General features: G+C 28.5%; 19 protein-coding genes. 17 read left to right on the forward strand and 2 right to left on the reverse strand.

Going from position 1 to position 24,438, the window contains the following annotated elements; translation table 4 throughout:
- The first annotated feature begins 1 nt into the window (after position 1).
- The 3 genes from atpG to STURON_RS00275 are packed head-to-tail and all read left to right on the forward strand — an operon-like array spanning position 2 to position 2,539.
- Entirely contained in the window at positions 2–844 is an 843-nt protein-coding gene (gene atpG, locus STURON_RS00265) for an ATP synthase F1 subunit gamma (protein ID WP_075047911.1), read from the forward strand.
- A 14-nt stretch (positions 845–858) separates the two neighbouring features.
- On the forward strand, positions 859–2,262 hold the full coding sequence (atpD, locus tag STURON_RS00270; protein ID WP_075047912.1) for a F0F1 ATP synthase subunit beta: 1,404 nt from the start codon (positions 859–861) through the stop codon (positions 2,260–2,262).
- A complete protein-coding gene (locus STURON_RS00275; RefSeq protein WP_075047913.1) occupies positions 2,255–2,539 on the forward strand; it encodes a F0F1 ATP synthase subunit delta/epsilon in 285 nt (94 codons plus the stop codon). The genes atpD and STURON_RS00275 overlap by 8 nt, the downstream gene beginning before the upstream one ends.
- 14 nt (positions 2,540–2,553) lie before the next feature.
- Here the strand turns inward: STURON_RS00275 and STURON_RS00280 are convergent, their stop codons facing one another.
- Entirely contained in the window at positions 2,554–3,492 is a 939-nt protein-coding gene (locus STURON_RS00280) for a 5'-3' exonuclease (protein WP_075047914.1), read from the reverse strand.
- Between the two features lie 18 nt (positions 3,493–3,510).
- Complete coding sequence (locus STURON_RS00285; protein WP_158500501.1) at positions 3,511–4,125, reverse strand: IMPACT family protein; 615 nt, start codon at positions 4,123–4,125, stop codon at positions 3,511–3,513.
- Between the two features lie 216 nt (positions 4,126–4,341).
- Between STURON_RS00285 and secA the strand changes: the two genes are divergently transcribed.
- The 14 genes from secA (at position 4,342) to whiA (ending at position 24,437) form a co-directional block, all read left to right on the forward strand.
- Positions 4,342–7,233: a preprotein translocase subunit SecA gene (secA, locus tag STURON_RS00290; protein ID WP_075047915.1), complete on the forward strand. Its 2,892-nt coding sequence runs from the start codon at positions 4,342–4,344 to the stop codon at positions 7,231–7,233.
- 171 nt (positions 7,234–7,404) lie between these two features.
- Complete coding sequence (locus tag STURON_RS00295) at positions 7,405–8,604, forward strand: arginine deiminase (RefSeq protein ID WP_075047916.1); 1,200 nt, start codon at positions 7,405–7,407, stop codon at positions 8,602–8,604.
- 22 nt (positions 8,605–8,626) lie between these two features.
- Positions 8,627–9,631: an ornithine carbamoyltransferase gene (argF, locus tag STURON_RS00300; RefSeq protein WP_075047917.1), complete on the forward strand. Its 1,005-nt coding sequence runs from the start codon at positions 8,627–8,629 to the stop codon at positions 9,629–9,631.
- A 23-nt stretch (positions 9,632–9,654) separates the two neighbouring features.
- The gene (locus tag STURON_RS00305) at positions 9,655–11,148 is read left to right on the forward strand and encodes a YfcC family protein (RefSeq protein WP_075047918.1); all 1,494 of its coding nucleotides are present in this window, start codon (positions 9,655–9,657) and stop codon (positions 11,146–11,148) included.
- Positions 11,149–11,157: 9 nt separating this feature from the next.
- A complete protein-coding gene (gene arcC / locus STURON_RS00310) occupies positions 11,158–12,093 on the forward strand; it encodes a carbamate kinase (protein WP_075047919.1) in 936 nt (311 codons plus the stop codon).
- Between the two features lie 160 nt (positions 12,094–12,253).
- On the forward strand, positions 12,254–14,236 hold the full coding sequence (uvrB, locus tag STURON_RS00315; protein ID WP_075047920.1) for an excinuclease ABC subunit UvrB: 1,983 nt from the start codon (positions 12,254–12,256) through the stop codon (positions 14,234–14,236).
- 7 nt (positions 14,237–14,243) lie between these two features.
- The gene (uvrA, locus tag STURON_RS00320) at positions 14,244–17,084 is read left to right on the forward strand and encodes an excinuclease ABC subunit UvrA (protein ID WP_075047921.1); all 2,841 of its coding nucleotides are present in this window, start codon (positions 14,244–14,246) and stop codon (positions 17,082–17,084) included.
- Entirely contained in the window at positions 17,077–18,180 is a 1,104-nt protein-coding gene (locus STURON_RS00325; RefSeq protein ID WP_075047922.1) for a bifunctional folylpolyglutamate synthase/dihydrofolate synthase, read from the forward strand. Before uvrA ends, STURON_RS00325 begins: the two co-directional genes overlap by 8 nt.
- Entirely contained in the window at positions 18,173–18,865 is a 693-nt protein-coding gene (locus tag STURON_RS00330; protein WP_075047923.1) for a folate family ECF transporter S component, read from the forward strand. The genes STURON_RS00325 and STURON_RS00330 overlap by 8 nt, the downstream gene beginning before the upstream one ends.
- A 1-nt stretch (position 18,866) precedes the next feature.
- Positions 18,867–19,796, forward strand: a complete 930-nt coding sequence (hprK, locus tag STURON_RS00335) for an HPr(Ser) kinase/phosphatase (RefSeq protein ID WP_075047924.1) — start codon at positions 18,867–18,869, stop codon at positions 19,794–19,796.
- On the forward strand, positions 19,789–21,183 hold the full coding sequence (locus STURON_RS00340; RefSeq protein ID WP_075047925.1) for a prolipoprotein diacylglyceryl transferase: 1,395 nt from the start codon (positions 19,789–19,791) through the stop codon (positions 21,181–21,183). Before hprK ends, STURON_RS00340 begins: the two co-directional genes overlap by 8 nt.
- Positions 21,167–22,105 carry a thioredoxin-disulfide reductase gene (gene trxB / locus STURON_RS00345; protein ID WP_075047926.1) on the forward strand — a complete coding sequence of 313 codons (939 nt, stop codon included), beginning with the start codon at positions 21,167–21,169 and terminating at the stop codon, positions 22,103–22,105. The genes STURON_RS00340 and trxB overlap by 17 nt, the downstream gene beginning before the upstream one ends.
- Positions 22,106–22,155: 50 nt before the next feature.
- A complete protein-coding gene (locus STURON_RS00350; RefSeq protein ID WP_075047927.1) occupies positions 22,156–23,478 on the forward strand; it encodes a prolipoprotein diacylglyceryl transferase in 1,323 nt (440 codons plus the stop codon).
- Positions 23,478–24,437: a DNA-binding protein WhiA gene (gene whiA, locus STURON_RS00355; protein ID WP_075047928.1), complete on the forward strand. Its 960-nt coding sequence runs from the start codon at positions 23,478–23,480 to the stop codon at positions 24,435–24,437. The genes STURON_RS00350 and whiA overlap by 1 nt, the downstream gene beginning before the upstream one ends.
- Position 24,438 lies beyond the last annotated feature (1 nt).

Here is a 24,438-nt window from a genome sequence, read left to right on the forward strand (position 1 = left end):
TATGGCAAATTTAAGTGAGTTAAAAAATGAACTTAGATCAACCAAAGATATTGGTAAAATTACAGGTGCTATGGAACTTGTTGCAACAGCAAAATTGAAAAAGATATCAAAAAGATTGGGTAATATCCAAAATTATTTAACCGAAGTTTATGAAATCTTCAATTACATAATTTCACACACAAGTGATTCTAATTTTATGAAAAGAGATGGCCAAGTATTAAGTAAAACTTTATGAATAGTTATAGGGTCTAACCTTGGTCTATGTGGTGGATATAACTCAAGTGTATTGAAACTACTAAAAAAACATGTTGGCCAACAAGATTTAGTTTTCCCAATTGGTACAAAAGTATATAATTTTGCAAAGTTTAATAATTATAATATTTATAGGTCTTTAACAAACATTGATGTAGACTTTTCAAATGAACAATCTAGAGAACTTTCTATCTGACTTTTAGAAAATTATTTAAAAAAGGAATTTGACTCGATAAAAATAATATATACAAAGTTTGTAAATAATGTTACATTTGATGCGACTGTTATGAATATGTTACCGATAGAAGTTCCTAAAGAAAAAAATGATAATGATGATCTTACTCTTGAACCAGATGCATCTACTGTTTTGCAAACAAGCGTTACAATGTATCTCAACACTATCTTATTTGGAACTATTATTGAATCACAAGTTTCAGAGCAAGCAAGCAGAAGACTTGCAATGGAGTCTGCTACAAAAAATGGTAAAGAAATTGCTGATAAATTAAGTATTTTATACAATAGAAAACGACAAGAGAGCATTACTCAAGAAATTAGTGAAATTGTTGGTGGTGCAAATGCACAAAATGGTTAATGGAGGTATTTAAAATGAATAAAGTAACGGAAGGAAGAGTAGTTCAGGTTCTCGGCCCTGTTGTGGATATTAAATTTAAAAGTTCAGAATTACCAGAGTTGTTTAACACAATTGAAGTAGACAATAATGGCGTAAAACTGGTCTTGGAAGTAGTACAACATATAGGTGATGATCTAGTTAGAACCATTGCTATGGGACCTACAGAAGGAATGATAAGAGGAAAAAAAGCTGTTAATACAGGTAGACCAATCTCAGTTCCAGTAGGTGATAAAGTTCTTGGTAGAATGTTCAATGTATTAGGTGATCCAATTGATGATAAACCTCCGGTTAAAGATGCTGAATTAATGCCCATACATAGACAAGCACCCAGTTATGATGAATTAGCTACATCTGCTGAAATTCTTGAAACAGGTATTAAAGTTATCGACTTAATGATGCCATTTGCAAAGGGTGGAAAAATTGGTTTATTTGGTGGAGCTGGAGTAGGTAAAACAGTTTTAGTACAAGAGCTTATAAATAACGTAGCTAAAGCACATGGTGGTATATCAGTCTTTGCTGGAGTTGGAGAACGTACAAGAGAAGGTAATGACTTATACTACGAAATGATTGAAGCAGGTGTTATTGATAAAACTACGCTAGTTTTTGGTCAAATGAATGAACCACCAGGTGCAAGAATGAGAGTAGCACTAACAGGACTTACTATTGCTGAATATTTTAGAGATTTTAAAAAACAAGATGTTCTTTTGTTTATTGACAATATATTTAGATTCACACAAGCTGGGTCAGAAGTTTCAGCTCTATTAGGAAGAATGCCGTCTGCTGTTGGTTACCAACCTACTTTATCAACTGAAATGGGAGCATTACAAGAAAGAATTACTTCTACAAAAAAAGGTTCTATTACTTCTGTTCAAGCAGTTTATGTTCCTGCCGATGATTTAACTGACCCAGCACCTGCAACTACATTTACCCATCTTGATGCAAGAGTTGTTCTGGATAGAGGAATTGCATCGCTTGGTGTTTATCCAGCAATTGACCCTTTAGGTTCAAGTTCAAGAATGTTAGATCCACAAATAATAGGTGAAGAACATTATCAAATAAGCTTAAAAGTACAAGAAACATTACAAAAGTATAAAGAACTTCAATCAATTATTGCAATATTGGGAATGGAAGAGTTATCAGAAGAAGATAAAATAATAGTTAATAGAGCAAGAAAAGTAAGAAACTTTATGTCACAACCTTTCACTGTTGGAGAAAAATTTACAGGAAGATCAGGTAAGTACGTTCAAGTTAGTGATACTATTAGATCATTTAAAGCAATTTTAAATGGTGAATTAGATAATGTACCAGAAGTTTTATTTATGTATGCAGGTTCTATCGATGATGTTTTAGAAAGATTTAACGAGAAAACAAATGGATAAAACTCTTAAGTTAAAAATTGTTACTCCTGAAGAAACATATTTAGATGACATTGATGTCGAGTCTATAACTATTTTAACAACTGCTGGTAAAATAACTGTATACAGTAATCATGCTCCAATTGTTTCTACACTTGTTATTGGTAATATGAAATACACCATTAACAATGTAACAAAATACATACACTTACACCGTGGGATATTAAAAATTTCTCACAATCAGGTGAAAATCATAACACAACGATTATACGAAGTTGATGAAAACGGACAAAGATTATAATAAAGAAAACTTGGCTAAGCCAAGTTTTCTTTATCTTCTAATATTTGTTTTCTTTCCAAATATCTTTTTTGTTGTTCTTCATAATCACCAAGAATCATTTTTGTGAATGCCCACATTCTTTCCCTTTTCAAAAAACCCATAAATCTAACATAATTAACTCTTAATGGCCTGAAGTCGATTCTTCCGATCTCTACATTATTTAATATTTTAGTTATTTTTTTGTTTTTAAGAACATGTTCTTTGCACTCTTCTAGTTTTTTTTGTTTTTCAATTGGAAAGTCATCCATGTTTTCAAATATACTTTCTACATTTCCATATTTAGTAATTAATTTAATTGCTGTTTTATAATGAAGCCCTTTTACTCCTTTTATGTTATCTGATTGGTCACCAAGAAGTGATTTTATATCAGGTATTTGATGTGGCAAACACCCAAACTTCTCGTTTACTATATCTTTTGTAACAATTTCCCTATCAGCCTTTTTAGATTGTTGAGAAACTATAGTAACATTATCACTAACTAGTTGATAAGTATCTTTATCGTTTGAAAAGATTTCAACATCATATCCAAGTTTAACAGCAATTCTTGAAATAGTACCCATTATATCATCACCTTCATAACGTTCTTTTTCATATCAAGGTATATTTGCAGATGTTAAAAAATCTCTCACTAGTTGCATTTGTGGTATAAGCTCAGGAGGTGTATCTTTTCTTGTTGCTTTATATTCTGGATATATTTCTCTTCTTCAACATTCTTTACCAACATCAAAAGTTACTATTATTGTGTGGTATTGTTTTGACTTAATAAGTTGGTAAATATTAGCAACAAAAACATAAACTGCATTTATTAATTTACCTTCTCTATTAACAGCTACTTTTTTCCTTTTAAGACTACCATAATAACCTTTATGTAATAGATGATAACCATCGATTATTACAACTTTTTTCCTATTCATACATTCTTGCCTTTCTGTTTAAAAATAATCAAATTTTTCATATAGTATTTCTATTTTAAATAATATTTCTTTTAATAATTCCTTTGTTTTTATAAAAATAGTAGATATAACTTTTTTATCATCATATTTCAACTTTAAATCTTTAGTTTCATTGATTTTATTTATACAATTAATTATTTGTTTACTATCTTGTATGTTAAATTTAATTACAAGTTTGTAAAAAAGTTTTGCTTTTTTTATAACTATATTTGTAAGAATACTAATTGCATTTGAACAGTATGCTCTTTTTAAGTTACCAGTACCAAGTTTTACACCACCAAAATACCTTACTACTAGTATTGCAATGTTTGTTAAATTTTTGCTATTTATAATATTTAAAAGAGGTTCACCAGATGTACCAGAAGGCTCTTTATCATTGTGATATCCATATACCGCATTTTTAAAACCATATTTGTATGCATAACAATTATGACTTGCATTGTCGCTTTTGTTATTTTTTAAAAATACTTCTAATTCATCTTTATTACTGATTTTACAAATATAGGTGATAAATTTTGATTTTTTTACAACTTCTGTTTTTTCTATAACAGTTTCTATTTCTAATACATTGAAATAATCCACTTTATCTACCAATCTAATTTTATAATTATAAGTCTGCAAAAACAATAATATAGTTTTTTAAAACAAATATAAAAAGATTTTATTTTTACTAAAATATTTTTATATTTGCTTTAAGTAGTAGATTTATTGTTTAATTATATTATTGCATAAAAATAGCAAAGAATTAATATTTTATGATTAATAAGAGGTATAATTAATTTAGTTTTTTTATATAAAGGAGTTTTTTAAATGGCAAGAGACAAAGTCATAATTAAAAATCATGGTAAAACAGCAGATAAGATTATAGCATTAGAAGAAAAGTATAAAGATATTAAAGATGAAGATTTTATTAATAAAACTGCTGAATTTCGTGAAAGACTAAAAAACGGGGAAACATTAGATGATTTACTTATTGAAGCGTTTGCAGTTGTTAGAGAAGCTGCTTCAAGAGTTTTAGGATTAAAAGCTTATAGAGTACAGTTAATAGGGGCTATTATATTACATCAAGGAGATATTGCAGAGATGAGAACTGGGGAAGGAAAAACCTTAACTGGTCTTTTTCCTGCATATTTAAACGCATTAACTGGAGATGGTGTTCACGTTGTTACAGTAAATGAATATTTATCACAAAGAGATAGTGAAATAAATGGTAGAGTTTATAGTTTACTTGGATTAACAGTTGGATTAAATGGTAGATCTCTTAATAAGGATGAAAAAAGACATGCCTATGCTCAGGACATAACATATACAACAAATGCAGAACTAGGTTTTGATTATTTAAGAGACAATATGGTTTATCATTTTGAACAAAAAGTACAAAAAAAATTAAATTATGCAATAATTGATGAAGCTGACTCAATATTAATTGATGAAGCTAGAACACCTTTAATTATTTCTGGTGGTAGTCAAAATAGAATTAATTTATACAAGGCTGCAGATACGTTTGCAAAGCAAATATCTAGAGAAAAAGATATAGAAATTGATTTAGAGTTTAAACAAGTTTATTTATCTGAAACAGGAATTGAAAAAGCTCAAAGTTATTTTAGTCTAGAAAACTTATTTGACGTTAAAAATACAGAACTATTTCACTTAATTATGAATGCCTTGAAGGCCAATTATACATTTAAAAAAGAAGTTGAATATACTGTACAAGATGGGGAAATTGTTTTAATTGATCAATTCACAGGAAGAATTATGCCCGGTAGAGCATATAGTGACGGTTTACATCAAGCACTACAAGCAAAAGAGAATGTGGAAATTGAAGAAGAAACAGTTACATTAGCGACAATAACATATCAAAACTTTTATCGATTATATAATAAACTTTCTGGAATGACAGGTACTGCAAAAACAGAAGAAGAAGAATTCTTAAAAATTTATAATACAAGAGTTATTTGTTGTCCTACTAATAAACCTATTATAAGAAAAGATGAACCTGACCTAACTTTTGGTACAAAAAATGCAAAATTAAAAAAACTTGTCTCTGACTTAGTTGAATTAAATGAATTAGGAAGACCTGTTTTAATAGGTACAACGTCTGTTGAATCATCAGAACAAGTTGCAAGATATTTGGAAAAAGCTGGACTTAAATTTGAAATGATAAATGCAAAAAACCATCATAGGGAAGCAGAAATCGTAGAAAAAGCTGGTCAAGTTAAAGCAATAACATTAGCAACTAACATGGCAGGTAGGGGAACAGATATTAAATTATCAGATGAGACACGTAAACTAGGTGGATTGTTTGTAATGGGTGTTGAAAGAAACGAAGCGAGAAGAATTGATAATCAATTAAGAGGTAGAAGTGGTAGACAAGGGGACCCAGGTACTTCAAGATTTTATGTTTCTATGGAAGATGAATTAATGGTTAGATTCTCAGCTCCAAAATTAAGACAGTTATTCTTAAAATTAGGTGATGACCATATAGAATCAAAATTATTAACTCGTTCAATTACAAATGCACAAAAAAAATTAGAAGGTTTAAACTTTGATCAAAGAAAAAATGTTTTAGATTATGATAATATTTTAAGTCAACAAAGAGAAGCAATGTATTCACAAAGAGACTCTATTTTATTACAAGATGATTTAAAAAAAGTTATAGCAAGATTTCAATATACAGTTGCTTTTGAAACTGTAGAAAGCAACTCAGAACTTGTAAGGGGAGAAAGTCTTATTAACATTAATTCATTAATTAATACAATTGATTCAAAATTAGTTGCAGCAAATGCAATAAAAGAAGAAGATTTAAAAGGTTTTGAAAAAACTCAAATTGCAAAACTACTTCAAGAAAAAATGATGGATTATTATTTAGTTAAAATAAAAGATGTCCCTGAAAATGTAATTACAGAATTAGAGAGAAGAACAATTTTACAAGCATTTGATAAACATTGAACAAGACATATAAATTTATCGCAAAAATTAAGAAGTGGTATTTATCTACAACAATACGCTCAAAATAACCCATTACATGAATATGTTGAAGAATCTGCAAGGTTATTTAATAGAATGAAAGTTTTAATTGCTCAAGAATCTATAGAAAATCTAAATGAATCATTTGTAAGATCAATTGATGATAGTGAAGTCAAAGAAACTAAAGAAAAGAAAGTTATTGATGTAACAGATAAAGACATAAATGATATATTATCTGAATGAAATATTGATAAAGAGAAATTTTCAAGACCAGTGGTAGAAGAAAGATTTAATCAATTACAAGAAGAATTAAAAGATGATTTACAAAAACTTGAAAGAGTAAGATTTCAATTCTTTATATTAAATGGATTAATGACAAAACTAGATGAAATATATCAAGAGCAAAATAAAAGAAAAATGGAATTAAGTCAAGAAGATGTTGACAACCTTCTTAATAAGTATGATTTACTTGGTAAAAAGTTTACTAAAGAAGATATAAAAGAAAAGGTTGATTCTGCTTTGGTTGGTAAAAACGAAGAAGAGCGTAAAACTATAATGATTGATGCTCAAATTTTAATGGCCATATCAGAAAAATTAAATAGTGTTAAAGAGTATGTGGTTAAAGATAAAAAAGGTAAAGTCAAGAAAGTAATAAAAGTTAAAGACGATGGGTCAATTGACCCAGATGAAATAAAAGATACCGAACAAGTACAGACCAAAGTTAAAATTGGTTAATAAAGGTATCTTTTTTTTAACTTGGAACTAGAAATTATTCTTAAAATAAATTTCAATGTTGGAAAATTTATCATTAAAGAACTTTTGTTGTAGTAATCTTAATTATGGAGAGATTATTATTTCTCTATAGTTTTTATTTGTAAAACTGTTATACGTTTAAGGAGGTATACTATGGCAGAAAAATTTGCTATCAATGTTTATTCAGAAATTGGAGAATTAAAATCTGTTCTCTTACATAGACCAGGTAATGAATTAGAAAATTTATCACCCGATCTTTTAGAAAGATTATTATTTGATGATACACCTGACTTATTGGTTGCGCAAGCAGAGCATGATGCATTTGCAAAAACTTTAAAAGAAAATGGTATTGAAGTATTATATATTGAAAAACTTACAGAAGAAGTAATAACTGAAAAACCAGAATTAAGAAATTTCTTATTAGAAAAGTTTTTAGAAGAATCAGGTTGTGATCCAAAGTACTTAGAAAAATTGAAAACTTATCTTCAAAATCTTTCTAATAAAGACTTAGTTGATAAAATGATTGCTGGTGTTACAAAACATGAATTAAATGTGACTATGGATGATGGGTATCCTTTAGTAGTAGATCCATTACCAAACATTTTATTTCAAAGAGACCCATTTGCATCAATAGGTAATGGTGCAACTATAAACCAAATGCATACAATTACAAGAAGAAGAGAAACTTTATTTATTGATATTGTTCTAAAAAATCATAGTAGATTCAAAGATAAAGTTAACTTTTGATATAACAGAGATGAAGAAGGTAGCGTAGAAGGCGGAGACATTTTAGTATTAAATCAAAAAGCTTTAATAATTGGTGTTTCACAAAGAACTGATTTGAACGCTATTAAAAAAATTGCAGATAGAATTATAAATGATAATTCTATACCTTATGAAAAAGTTATTGCTCTTGACTTAAAAACTAAAAACAGGGCCTTTATGCATTTAGACACTGTATTTACAAACGTTGATTACGATAAATTTATAGCCCACCCATTAATATTCGAAAATATTAATGAGTTTGAAATTTTTGAGTTTACAAAGGAAGGTATGAAAAAAGTTGATAAAAAATTAGAAGAATACCTTTCAGAGTTAGTTAATAAACCGGTTAAATTTATCAAGTGTGGGGGAGAAGACCCAATTGCACAAGCAAGAGAACAATGAAATGATGGAACAAATGTATTGACAATTAAACCAGGTGAAGTTATTGCATATTCTAGAAACCATATTACAGTTGATAAGTTAAAAGAGGCTGGAATAAAAGTTCATGAGATAGCATCTTCAGAACTATCACGTGGTCGTGGAGGACCAAGATGTATGTCAATGCCAATTTGAAGAGAAGATATTTAGTGATAATAGGAGATTATAAAATATGGCAATAAACTTAAAAGGAAGAAGTTTTCTTAAACTATTAGATTTTACTCAAAGAGAAATTTATTACTTATTAGATTTATCTAAACAGTTAAAAGAAGCGAAATATGCAGGAACTGAGCAAAAACCTTTAACTGGAAAATCTGTGGCGTTATTATTCCAAAAAGATTCGACAAGAACAAGATGTGCTTTTGATGTTGGAGCTTTTGAATTGGGAATGCACCCAGTATATTTAGGACCCAGTGGAAGTCAAATGGGAAAAAAAGAATCTATTGAAGATACTGCAAAAGTTTTAGGAAGAATGTTTGATGGAATTCAATTTAGAGGATTTAAGCAGCAAGATGTAGAATTACTGGCAAAATATTCTGGTGTACCTGTGTGAAATGGTTTAACTGACCAATGACACCCAACACAAATGCTTGCTGATATAATGACAATCCAGGAAGCTAAAGATATAAGAAACATGGATGGTATTAAACTAGTATACTTTGGTGATTCACGATTTAATATGGCAAATAGTTATATGGTAGTGTGTGCAAAATTAGGAATGCATTTTGTTGGTTGTGCACCTAAAGAACTCTGACCAGATGAAGAACTACTTATTAATTGTCAAGAAATAGCTAAAGAAAACGGTGGATCAATAACAATGACAACTGATTATAAAACTGCTGCTATTGATGCAGATGCTATCGCAACCGATGTATGAGTTTCAATGGGTGAAGACTCTTCTGTTTGAGGTAACAGAATAAAAGAATTGACACCTTACCAAGTAAATATGGAAAAAATGAGACAAGGTAAAAAAGAAGTTATATTTTTACATTGTTTACCAAGTTTCCATGATGATCAAACCGAAGTTGCCAAGTCAGTTATTAAAGATTTTGGTGGAAATGGTGAATTGGAAGTTACAAATGAGGTTTTTAATTCAAGTTACTCAAAAGTATTTGAAGAAGCCGAAAATAGACTACATACTATAAAAGCAGTTATGTTAGCAACCATTCGTGGTTAGTTTGGAAAGGAGTAACTAACAATATGAGCGAAATTAAAACCAAAAAAAAGTTCAAATTTAAACTTCCAACTGCATTCACAATATTATTAGCAATAATATTGTTAATAATATTGATATCTTGAATACCTGGAACAACAGGTGATTACACTGATGCAGAAGGAGTTGTTCATGAAGGCGGTCCAGCAGGTATATTTGACTTATTTTTAGCGCCTATGAAGGGTTTACAAAGTAAGGTAGACATTGCAATATTTGTTTTAACACTTGGAGGTTTTTTAGGAATAGTAATCGAATCTCAAGCTTTAGACGCAGGTATTGGAAGACTTGTTAAAAAAATGAAAGGACACGAGATCTGAATAATTCCAATAATTATGTTTCTATTCTCAATAGGAGGAACTGTTTATGGAATGTGTGAGGAAACTATAGCACTTTATCCTGTTATCATTCCAGTGCTTTTAGCAGCTGGTTTTGACGTTATGACTGCAGTACTAACAATACTATTTGGAGCAGGTATTGGTGTAATATCTTCAACATTAAACCCTTTTGTTATTCAAATTGCTGTTGATAATGCTCATGTAGACGGTTTAGGAACTTCAACTGGAATAGTTTGAAGATTATTGTCTTGAATTGTATTAACATCCGGCGGAATTGGCTTTGTAATGTTTTACGCAATTAAAGTTAAAAAAGATCCAAGCAAGTCACCAATATATAAAGATAAAGACATGCATGAAAAAATGTTTGCTATATCACAAGACTTGCCAGAGTATACAAAAAAAAGAAAAGCAATTATGGCATTGTTTTCTATAACTTTTATTATAATGATAATATCTTTAATTGCCTGAGGTCAATTTGGTGTCAGTGCTTTTGATTCCATGACTATTTGGGTTAAAGATAAAGCACCATACATTTCAAGATTTTTTAGTTCAATTGGTAATTGATATTTTCTAGAAATATCAGCATTATTTTTCTTTGCATCAATTATAATAGCTTGCCTTGATTGAAAAGGTGAAGAAAATTATGTTAATAGTTTTATTAGAGGGTCAGCTGATATCTTATCAGTTTGTTTAGTTGTTGCCTTTGCTGCAGGTATTGGTTTTATAATGGAAGAAACTGGTATGCAACAAGTTTTGGTAAAAAGCTTATCGAATCCACTATCTAATCTTGGTAAAACAGGATTCATATTTATTGCCTTTATATTCTTTTTATTAATTTCAATAGTTATGCCGTCGACATCAGGTTTTGCAACAGCAGTATTTCCAATACTTGGTCCTGTTGCAAATGGTATAACCCCGGGATTAGCTTCTGGTACAATAACAGGATTTTCAATGGCAAATGGTATTGTAAATTTAATTTCCCCAACAAGTGCAATTTTAATGGCTGCTTTGTCGCTTTCTAAAATTTCATATGATAAATTCTTAAAAGCAAGTTGACCATTAATTTGTGGACTATTAGTAGGTTGTGCATTACTACTAATTATTGGAAGTTTACTTCCTTTATCAAATACTTCACCATGATTCTAGGAAAAAAAAGTGTCTAGAATTGTTGTAGCGTTAGGTGGTAATGCACTAGGAAACACCCCTAATGAACAAATTAAAATAGTCAAAGAAACAGCTAAATCTATGGTGGATTTAGTTCAAAATGGGGATGAATTAATAATTTCACATGGTAATGGGCCACAAGTTGGTATGATAAATAACTCATTTATAGAAGCTAATAAAAATAATAGCAAAATACCCTTAATGCCTTTTCCAGAATGTGGGGCAATGTCTCAAGCATACATTGGGTTCCACCTTCAAAATGCTATATTAAATGAGCTTAAACGAAGAAACATTAATAAAAATGTTGTTACACTAATTACCCAAGTCGAGGTAAGCGTTAATGATGAAGCTTTTAAAAATCCAACAAAACCAATTGGTTCATTTTATTCTGAAAGTGAAGCTAAAAAATTGTCAGAAGAAAGTAATTTAGTCTTTAAAGAAGATTCAGGTAGAGGGTGAAGAAGAGTAATTGCGTCGCCAAAACCAATTAGAATCATTGAACAAGATATTATAAAAGAACTTATTTATTCTAATTGTATAGTTATAACAATTGGAGGAGGTGGGATACCAGTCATAAAAACTAAAGATGGTTTTGAAGGGGTAGCAGCTGTTATTGACAAAGACTTTGCTAGTGCAAGGTTGGCTGAAGATGTAGAAGCAGATTGTTTGATGATATTAACAGCAGTTGAAAAAGTTGCTATCAATTATGGTAAAAATAATGAAGAGTTATTAGATGAGTTATCAATTGAACAAGCAAAGAAATACATCCAAGAAGGGCAATTTGCACCTGGTAGTATGTTACCTAAAGTTGAAGCAGCAATTAACTTTGCAACTTCAAGTTCAAACAGAAAATCAATAATTGCTGATTTATCAAATTGCAAAAATGCCTTATGCGGACTATCAGGCACTATTGTAAAGATTAAATAAATTAAATAAATTAAATAAAATAATAAAATCACAAAGAAATTTGTGTTTTTTTTAAAAAAATAGATAAATAAGTTGATTTTAATATTTATTTATGTAAAATAGATTTTACTTATTACTAGGAAAAAAACCTAGATTTTTTAGTTTTAATGGCGGTGGAAAAATGGAAAAAGAAAATAGATTATTTGATTTAGTAACAGAATACAAACCAGACGGAGACCAACCTAAGGCAATAAAAAGTTTAGTTGAGGGTTTAAATGAAAATAAAAAACATCAAGTCCTTTTGGGAGCAACAGCAACTGGAAAAACATTTACAATGGCAAATGTTATCAAGGAAATAAACAAACCAACATTAATTCTGGCGCATAATAAAACTTTAGCAATGCAGTTATATATTGAGTTGAAAGAGTTTTTCCCAAGAAATAGAGTTGAATATTTTGTATCTGATTTTGACTTTTACCAACCAGAGGCTTATGTTGCTGCAAGAGATTTATATATAGATAAAGATGCACGACGTAATAATGATTTAGCAATGCTAAGATTAAGTGCAATGAATGCTTTGGTAACAAGAAAAGATGTCATTGTTGTAGCCAGTGTTGCTGCAATATATGCAAGTCAAGACCCAAATGAATATAGTAAAGTATTTTTTGAATTAAAAGTGGGTCAACAAATATCTAAAAAAAACTTATTAACTTTTTTGGTTAGAACTGGTTACGTGCGAAATGATACATCTCTTGAAATGGGATGTTTTAGTGCTAAAGGTAATGTTATAAAAATTGCTCCAAGTTGGACAGACAGTTATAATGTTAGAATATCTTTGTTTGGTGAAGAAATAGAAGCAATTGAAATGGTAGATTCTCTAAACAATAATGTAATTGATAGATTAAGATTATTTACTGTATTCCCTGCTTCTGCTTATGTTACTAATTTTGACAAACTTAAAATAGTTATTGAAAATATAAAAAATGAGTTGAAACACCGAGTTGATGAACTAAATAAGTTAGGAAAATTTATAGAGGCAGATAGGTTATTAAAAAGAACCAATTATGATTTAGAGACAATGGCAGAGTTTGGTGTATGTAATGGAATTGAAAACTATTCAGCTCATCTTGATTTTAGAATGCCAGGAGAAGCACCATTTACAATTATTGATTATTTTGGTGATGATTTTTTAACTATAATTGATGAATCACACATGATGCTTCCACAAGTTAGAGGGATGTTTAACACAGATAGAAGCAGAAAAACAACTCTTGTGGAATATGGTTTTAGACTCCCTAGTGCTTTAGATAATAGACCACTAAACTTTGAGGAATTTTCATCAAGACTAAAAAATGTAATTTACACTTCAGCAACTCCAGGAGATTATGAGTTAGAACTTACAAATAATGAAGTCATACAACAAATAATTAGACCAACAGGTTTAGTCGATCCAATTATTGAAATCAGACCAACACTTGAACAAATTGAAGATATTATAAAAGAAATACACTTGAGAGTAGAAAAAAAGCAAAAAGTATTAATTACTACTCTAACAATTAAAAGTTCTGAAGATATATCATTTCATTTACAATCAAGAAATATTAAAGTTGCATACTTACATTCAGAATTAAAGACTCTTGAGCGTAATCAGGTAATAAACGATTTAAGAAAAGGAGTTTATGATGTTGTAGTTGGTGTCAATCTTTTAAGAGAAGGTTTAGACATACCAGAGGTTAGTTTAGTTTGTATACTTGATGCAGATAAGCAAGGATTTTTAAGAAACACAAGAAGTTTAATCCAAACAATAGGGAGAGCCGCAAGAAACTCAGAGGGAAGAGTTATTTTTTATGCTGACACAATTTCAAATGCAATGAAAGAAGCAATTGAAGAAACTGAAAGAAGAAGAACTATACAGATTGAATACAATATTAAACACAACATTACTCCTAAAACTATAAGTAAAAAAATAGTTGACATTGATGGAGAGTTTAATTTAAAAGACAAACTTAATAAATTATCAAGTGGTAAATCAAAACAAAAAAAACTTGAAAAAGAAAATATTATAAAAGATTTAAGAAAAAAAATGTTGAAAGCTGCAAAAGAGGAAAATTATGAAAAAGCAGCTGAGCTTAGAGATTTAATTATTGAAATCGAAGCTAGTTAGGAGCAAAATGCAAAATAAAATTATAGTCAAAGGTGCAAGAGAGCACAATTTAAAGAATGTTGATTTAGAAATACCTAAAGAAAAAATAGTTGTTTTTACAGGTTTATCTGGAAGTGGTAAGTCATCGCTTGCATTCAACACTATTTACGCTGAAGGTGAAAGAAGATATATTGAATCTTTATCTTCCTTTTCAAGACAGTTTTTAAAAACAGTTGAGAAACCAGATGTAGATGAAATTGAAGGCTTAAGTCCTGCAATTTCAATTGATCAAAAAACAACAAGTCATAATCCAAGATCAACAGTTGGAACAACAACTGAAATCCATGACCATTTAAGAATTCTTTATGCCAATATTGGAACACCATATTGTATTAATGGTCATGGACCAATCAAATCATCTTCATTAAAAGAAATTGTTGAATCAGTTAAGTTAGATTCTGACGAAAATGAACAACTTTATATATTAGCACCTGTTGTAAGAGACAAAAAAGGAACTCATAAAGAACTTTTTTTAAAGTTAAAAAGAGAAGGGTTTTTGAGAGTACAGATAAATGATGAAATTATCGGACTGGATAATGACATAGATTTGGAACAAAACAAAAGACATAATATTGATATAGTAGTAGATAGAGTCGTTTTTAAAAAAAACGATGAAGAACTTCAGTCAAGAATTTATTCAGCAATAGAAGTTGGTTTAAATTATTCAAAAGGTTTAATCAAAACTTATTACCCAAATAAAAATAAAACATCAAAACTATTTTCAACAAATTATTCATGTAGAGAGTGTGGTTTTGCAATACCAAATCTAGAACCGAATTTATTTTCTTTTAATAAAAAAGTGGGAGCTTGTTATACTTGTTCAGGATTAGGTGTTAATTTAGAGGCTGATCCAGAATTGATAATGCCAGACACAAGTTTATCAATAAATGAGGGAGGAGTTTTATACTATAAAAATTTAGTTGGGACTCAAAACATAGAGTGACAAAAGTTTAAACTATTATGTTATCAATATTTAATCGATTTAGATGTACCATTAAATACATTAAGTAAAAGTCAAATAAAAAATATTTTGTATGGAAGTGATGAACCTATAGAGACAAAAATTGTTACCTCATCTGGTAATATTTTAAGATCTTATGATTATATAGAAGGTGTAGCAAATTTAATTGAAAGAAGATATGTAGAGACAAAATCAGAAGATAATAGAAAGTATTATGGAAAGTACATGATGTCCAGAGTATGTAAAACTTGTTCTGGAAAAAGACTAAATGAAATTGCTTTATGTGTGAAAATAGATAAACTTTCAATATCAGATTTCACAGAATTAACTATCCAGGATAATCTAAATTTCTTGTTAGAAATTAAATTAACTGATAATCAAATGAAAATTGCAAGTTTGGTTTTAAATCAATTAATATCAAGAATAAGTTTTTTAAATGAGGTTGGTTTGGATTATCTTACATTAGCAAGATCTGCAACAACTTTATCTGGTGGTGAATCACAAAGAATAAGACTAGCCAAACAACTAGGTTCAAAACTATCTGGTGTTCTTTATGTTTTAGATGAACCTTCAATAGGTCTTCACCAAAGAGATAATGATAAATTAATTCAAACTTTAAAAAAATTGAGAGATTTAGGAAATACTCTAATAGTTGTTGAACATGATGAAGATACAATGAAGGAAGCGGATTGAATTGTAGATATTGGTCCTAAAGCTGGTATAGACGGTGGTCAAATAATAGCTGAAGGTACATACCAAGATATTTGTAACAATCCTAATTCAATCACAGGTCAATATTTATCAAAAAAATTAACTATTCCTGTACCAAAAAAAAGACGTGGTGGAAATGGTTTAAAAATTGAAATTATTGGAGCTACAGAAAATAATTTAAAAAATATTGATGTAACTTTACCATTAGGTAAATTTATTACAGTCACTGGTGTTAGTGGTAGTGGTAAGTCTACTTTGGTAGAAGAAGTTATTTACAAAGGATTAAAAAAAGAGCTACATAAAGAATTGATTAGAGCAGGTAAATATAAAAAAATAAAAGGATTTGAATATATAGATAAAATAATTTATGTTTCCCAAGACCCTATTGGTAAAACGCCTCGTTCTAACCCTGCAACATATACATCAGTTTTTGATGATATAAGAGATTTGTATGCTGAAGTCCCAGAAGCAAAAATTAGAGGATATAAGAAAGGTAGATTTAGTTTTAATGTACCTGGAGGTAGATGTGATACCTGTCAAGGTGATGGTGTTATTAGAGTTGATATGCAGTTTCTAGGATTTGTTGAAGTAGTTTGTGAAACTTGTGATGGTAGAAAATATAATGAAGAAACTTTGCAAGTAAAGTATAAAGGTAAAAATATTTGAGACGTACTTAATATGACTGTAAAAGAAGCAAATGACTTTTTTGAAAATATACCAAAGATAAAAGAGAAACTAGAAACTATATTAGCAGTTGGCCTAGGGTATATCAAATTAGGTCAAAATGCCACAACTTTATCTGGTGGAGAAGCACAAAGGGTTAAACTATCAACATTTTTACTAAAAAAACAAACTGGTAAAACATTATTTTTATTAGATGAACCAACAACAGGATTACATATTGATGATGTAAAAAGATTAATAGAAGTTTTAAACATTTTAGTAGATCAAGGAAACACGGTATTAACAATCGAACATAATCTAGATTTTATAAAAGTATCTGATTATGTAATTGATTTGGGACCTGAAGGTGGAAGTAATGGAGGTCAAGTACTTGTAACCGGTACACCAGAACAAATTATTAATTGCGAAGAAAGTTTCACAGCAAAATATTTAAGGGAGTATTTAAATGATTAAGGTAGATGATATATTTATAAAAACAAACTCTCTATTCAGTAAAAAGTATAATTTAAAAAAGTTGTTATCAGATATCGGTAATCCACAAGATAATTTAAAAGTTATAAATGTAGTTGGTACTAATGGAAAAGGTTCGACTTCTAAATTCATATATGATGGCTTATTAACAAAATATAAAAATGTTGGATTATTCACATCACCCGCCTTTCTTTATCAAAATGAAAGAATACAATTAAATAATAATTTAATTGGAGATGATGAATTAAAAAGTATTTATGACTATTATGAAAAAAACTATTTGCAATACGAACTAACTTTTTTTGAGATATGGACATTTATTGCAATACTGTTTTTCTCAAAATATAAAATGGACTATGTGGTTGTTGAAGCAGGTATTGGCGGTTTATTAGATTGCACAAATTTATTCAATAACCAAGTAGCTGTTTGTTTAACATCAGTCAGTATGGACCATGAGGAATTATTAGGTAACAGTATTGAAAGTATTATTAATCACAAAATAAAAATCACAAAAAAAAATAGTCCTGTATTTATAAGTGAAGACAATTTTATTTATAAAAATTTTATCGATAACTATAAGGATATTAAATTAATATATACAAATAAAATTAAAACAGAAGTTGATTATCAATCTGCAAATGCTGGTTTAGCAAAAGAATTGTTAAAATACTTAAATGTTGATTTTACAAATTTTATCGCGCCAGTTGGAAGATTTACAATTTTAAATGAAAACCCATTATTTTTAATAGATGGTTGTCATAATATTGATGGTGTAAAAAAGTTTGTTCAAGAAATTAAAAAATATGGGGATTTTATTTTTCTATATGCTTCAAGTAAAGAAAAAGATCATAATCAAATCATTAATTATTTAAAGGAAAATGTTAGTAATCTATATATCACAGAATTCGACCACATTAAATCTTGAAAAATATCTAATGAAATAAAAGCAAGATTCAACTATGTTAATAATTGAAAAATATTTTTGAACAAAAACATATACAATAATATTGTAGTTTGTGGAAGTTTATATTTTATCCCACAAGTTTTTGAATGATACAGGAGTGAATTAGATGAATAATTGATATGTCATAACTAATGTTATAGGTGCATTAGGTTTAGTAGTTTTATTTATAGTAGCTTTATGAATGGAAGGTTTTACATTCAAAAAAATATCTGTTAAACACATTGCTGCATTGTCAATGTTATGTGCTGTTAGTGCAGTTTTAACTGGTCTATCTTATAAAATCTCAGAAGCAATTTTTGGAGGTTTTAATATTAGATTAGCACTTGGAGATTGAATAATATTCTTAATAGGAATGCTTTTGGGGCCACTTTGTGGAGTAATCGCAGGAGTGTGTACAGATACATTAATGACATTATTAACTCCAAATAGTTTTGGGTATCATTGTGGTTATATGTTCTGTAAATCTTTATTAGGGTTAGTTGGTGCACTTGTTTTCGTTTTTCGTAATCGTAAATATATACTTGCAAAAGTAATAGTTATATATTCTATTGTATTTATTTTTCAAAGTTTAGTGTTTAATCAAATATGAATGATGTCTTGAAAAGGTAATGCTGCGTGACTAGATCTAATTGGTAAGCTAATTAAATTACCAATATCATTAAGTATATATACTTTCTTAGTTTATACTTCATTCATTGCTCTACAGCCAATATTAAATAAATGGTCTACTCATGATGTATGATGTTATAGAAAATCTGATAATAAAGAAATAAAAACTAATTTGAACGAGAAGGTATAATATGAGAATCTTAAAAGCAAAAGACATTATAACAAATTTTGGTTTAGAAACTTTATCAAGTAACGAAGAACTTTTAGAAAATAAAGTTGAAGTTTATGGTGTTAATAGAGCAGGGCTTGAATTAGCAGGTTATTTTGAAGAAGGAAAAAAATCTCATAGAATAATAATGATGTCTACAAAAGAATATCAGTATATTATGAACTTTAATGAATCTGAAAGAAAAGAAAGATACAAGAATTTATTTAAACTTAATGTTCCACTTATAATAATTACTAAAAAGTTTGCTGATTCTTTATTAATTGATTGTGCAAAGTCTAATAAAGTTTTAGTTGCAAGATCTTCATCTGAATCTACAAGTAACTTCACACAAACTTTATTGGAATTTATGGATGATTATTTTGCTCCAACAACTGAACTACATGGTTCCTTAATAAATGTATTCGGTAAAGGAGTTTTACTAGTTGGTGAATCAGGAATAGGTAAGTCAGAGATTACTTTAGACCTTATAAAAGCAAACCATTTATTTGTTGGTGATGATAGAATTGTTGTAGTTAGAAAATACAATGAGCTCTTTGGTAAAAGTCATGAAATTTTAAAAAATCTTGTTGAAGTTAGAGGTATAGGAATTGTAGATGTATCTAAGACAAACGGTTATCAGGTAATTATGAATGATACAAAAATAGATATTGTAATTGAACTATCTCAATTTAAAAACAATGGCACAGATGATTATGATAGAATTGGAAGCGATTTTCAGACTTACTCAATATTAGGTGCTAAATTACCCTACATCAAAATACCTGTTGCTACAGGTCGAAATATTCCAAATATCATTGAAGTAGCTGTAGCCAAATTAAAACTAAGACAAAACTCTAATTACCAAGACGAGATTGAACTTATCGCAGAAAGAACTCAAAACTATAATGATTAATTTCTTAAAATCAGGGGAATGAGTAAATGGAAGTCCAATTCCCGAAAACATTTTCCCTATGGAAGATGGTAGGTATTCTGATAGTCTTTCTTTTTTGTACTCTATTTTTATATTTATAGGAGTAATTGCGGTTATTGCTTCTTCAATAGTTTGTCTAAGAATAAAAAAAATACCATTGAAAGAGTTTATAAATGGTATTTACATATCTATTCCTGTTGCAATAATAGGGGCTAGCATGTTCGGAAAACTAGGTTCAACAGGTGAGGATTGAAAAATATATAGATTATTTTTTTTCTGAGAACCTGGACTAAGTTTTTTTGGTGGTATGTTATTTGGGAGTTCAGCTGCTTTTATTTGGTTTTGACATAAAAAAAGAACAACAAAAATATCTATATGGGTATATGCAGACGCCATAGTTCCAAATGTATTAATTGGTCAGTCAATAGGTAGATGAGGAAATTTATTTAATCATGAAATAATGGGTAAACAAGTATCAGATTCACAAATGAATAAAATAACTTGATTACCTGAGTTTATATGACACAGACTTTTTTATTTTAGAAATCCACAAACTGGTGAGGAACTAACTTCATTACAATTTAGAGAACCACTATTTTTGTATGAATCAATTGCAACATTTTTATTTTGAATAATAATTATTTTTTTAATCCCTAACATTTGAAAATTAATTAATAAAAAACCTTACAATTTAGACCCTTATGCATTCCCATGTAAGCGTAATAAAACTGCGAAATGATTAGTACAAGAAAAGCTAATCAACTATAATACTCAAATACCAATTGTGTATTTAAAAAATAAAAATAATGAGTTTAGTATGAGTATGTCATGAGTATGAAAGAAAGCTTTCACATTGTATGAGGCTGATAATGTTAAAAATAAAGAATTTCAAAAAATAATCGATACAAGAAAGCAAGAAGTAATTAAGGCAGAAAAAAACTACACCAAGTTAAAAAAAGACATTAAGGAAAAAATTAAAAAACTTAAGCTGCTCAATAATTACAAAGATAAAATTAAAGAATTAAAAAAAGATACTAACTTTATACAATGAAGAAAAAATAAATCAAGAATAAGAGAATTTGTAGGCAGAAACTCTAAAGAACTTTATAAAATAAACAATCCTTTAGACCTTAAAGTTTTACATTGTGGTGCAATAAGTTCAATTTATATAATATTTATATCCACATTAAGGATTTTGCTAGATTCATTCAGAGATCCTTATGAGTTATCTGTTAAAATGTTACCTGTTTTAAATTATTTATCTTTAACAGGAATTTTAATTATGGGTATAATTTTGTTAATTTTTTCACAATTTATAACACCAAAAAAATGAAGAGAAAGTGGATGATTATATGAAAAATCATATTAAAACAGATTACGACTTAGTTATAGTTGGCGAAGGTCCTGCTGGTTTATCTGCAGCTATTTATGCATGCAGGGCAGGACTTAAAACAATTTTATTAGAAAATTCTACACCCGGTGGTAAAGTAATGAAAACAGATGAAATCGAAAATTACCCAGGATTTAAAAACATCAAGGGGCCTGATTTAGGATTTCATTTTTATGAACAAGCTTTGAATCTAGGTGCTGAAGAAGCGGGAGCAGGTATAAAAGATTTTGAAAAAAAGGATGATATTTTTTTCATAACTTTAAGTAATGATAAATTAATTACTTCTTTAACAATGATAATTGCAACCGGAACAAAAGAAAATCTATTGAATATTCCTGGAGAAAAAGAATTATATGGAAAAGGTGTTTCTTACTGTGCTACTTGCGATGGAGCGTTTTATAATGAAAGTCAAGAAATAGTTGTTGTTGGTGGAGGATATTCTGCAATTGAGGAAGCAATTTATTTAACAAGATTTGCTGGTAAAGTTTACATAATTCATAGAAGAAAAGATTTCAGAGTTGATAAAAAAAGTTTAGAAAAAGCAAAAAGTAATCAAAAAATATCATTTTTATTAGATAGTGCAGTGGTTGCTATTAATGGAAACAAGTTTGTTGAATCTGTTATTGTTAAAAATCTAATTACAGAACAAGTTCAATTACTTGAAGTTGCTGCAATTTTCCCATTTATTGGTCATAATCCAAATACTCACTTTATTAAAAATAAAGAGATTTTAAATAACGAAGGATATATTATTACAAATGAAAAAATGGAAACAAATATAGCAGGATTATTTGCTGCTGGTGATGTTAGGGAAACACCTTTTAGACAAATTGCGACTGCAGTATCTGATGGTGCTATTGCAGGACAATTTGCAGTAAAATATATAGAAAATATAAACTAATTTATTAATTACTTATGATAAAATAACAAAGTTAAAGGTAGTGGTTATTAATGTTATCAAGTTGATTACAAGGCAATAATTGGTCTGAAGAAAATGTAGGCACAAGAGTTTATAGTGATTATGGATTTGTTCATATTTATGCTTTGACCATGACACTTGGTGTTATATTATCAATAGCAGGATGTGCCGTTCAATTCTATAGAAAAAAATTGAATTTTAGAGAACTTTGAATAGCGGCTGTTATTGTTGTACCAGTTGGTCTACTTGGAGCAAGCTTTTTTGGTAAATTAAATGCTCAAAATGGTAGTAATGCTGACGGCGTAGGCTTTTTTGGTTTATTTGCTTTTTGAAAGGCAGGAATGTCTATTCATGGTGCAATTTTTTCAACAGTTACAGTTGGTATAATCATGTTCAATATTGTTTCTGTACGTAACAAAGTTTCAGTTTGAGTATATGCTGATTCAATAGCTCCTAATGTACTTCTTGGTCAAGTAATTGGTAGATGAGGAAATTTTTTCAATCACGAATTATTTGGAAAACCAGCAGGTCTTTATGAAGATAAAAATGTAATGTCTTGATTACCAGCTTTTATAAGAGATAATATGGCATTTAGATATACTGGAAGTAGTACAAATGATCTTATACAAGGTCAAGTTTATGTTATGCATCCAATATTCTTGTATGAATCTTTTTTCTTATTAGTAAGTTGATTAATAATTACCCTTGTTTTACCATTTATTGGAAGATGAATTGGTAAAAAACCCTGAAAATTAAATCCAGAAAAATATAGTTTTGATATAAAATACTCATATAAATATTTTTTTACTAGAAAAAAAGAAGAAGGTAAAAAAACATATTGAGATGTTTGAGAAGAAGCAACATCTTTAAATTTTGAAGAAAAACAAAAAGATAGATATATAAAAGAAATTGATAATATAAATGATAAGAACCCAATAATAAGAAGGTTTAAAAAAGGAAAATTATTAATTGATACTAACAACCCAAACAAATATCTATTAACAAGAAGCGGTGTTGAATTTGGAGGCTATTTCTTTGCTTGAAATTTTATTCGTTTTATGCTCGAATTAGATAGACCAGATGATCACTTATTTATAATGTATCAAAAAACTTTATCATTAACACTTATAGGGTTAACTGCATTTTCAGGTTTAGTCATAATCTTTTTAACACAGTGAATACTACCTTATTTTATAAGGAAACCTGGTTATATTTATGAACAGCATTATTTTTATGTTAATAATGTAAAAGATAAAAGTGAAAATAAACATATAGTTAAAAACACTGAACCAAATCCAAAAGTTCTAAAAGCACAAGAGAAGTTAAAAAAACAATTAGAAAAGAAAAATAAATAATGTCTTTTGCTCTTGAAGTAAAAAATGAAATTTTAAGTTTAAACTTTTCAAAAAAACAAATGCATATGCTTTTAGTTGGATTTTTGAAATTTAATGGTGAAATATTATATAATAATAATGAAGTCTTATTTCAAATATCAAGTAGTAATAATAGTTTAATAAGAGGTATTTTTAAAATTCTGAAAAACTTTTACCTTGATGACTTTCAAACAGCTGTAATTGAGTTACCAAAAAACTCTAGCAACAAAAAGCTGTATAGAATTTTATTAACCAAAAATGTTAAGCAGTTTTTAACTGAAAATAATATATTTGATTTTAATAAAAATCATAAAATTATTGAGATCCCATATTTTAATATTTTTAATACATTTGAATTACATCAAGATTTAATTAGAGCATATATATCCGGGGTATTTATTGCTGTTGGTAGTGTAAATTCCCCAGATACTTCTAATTATCATTTAGAACTACAATTTAAAACTATTGATGAAGCTAATTATTTTACAAAAATAATGAGTTTTTATAAGTTTGATTTTAGAATTGTATCAAGAAGAAAAAATTATGTAGCATATATAAAAAAATCAATGTTAGTGTCAGATTTTTTAAAATTTATAGATGCTTCAGAATCAGTTATGAATTTTGAGAACAGTAGAATTAATAGGGACTTGAAAAATAATCTTAATCGATATATGAATATTGAACTTTATAATCAGAAAAATTCTATTATAACAGGTAGTAGACAAATTAAAGAGATTACATTTATTAAAGAACAAGGTGCTTTCAATTTATTGTCAGAAAAAGCACGTACACTTGCTGATTTACGATTAGAAAACCCCGACGTTTCTTTTTCTGAACTAGTTGAGTTATTAGAAGAAAGAAATATAAAAATATCTAAATCAGGTGTTAGTAATTTATTTAAAAACATAAGCAAAATATCACAACAATTAAAGGAAGGTTAAC

Source organism: Spiroplasma turonicum, assembly GCF_001262715.1.
Lineage (GTDB): Bacteria > Bacillota_I > Bacilli_A > Mycoplasmatales > Mycoplasmataceae > Spiroplasma_A > Spiroplasma_A turonicum.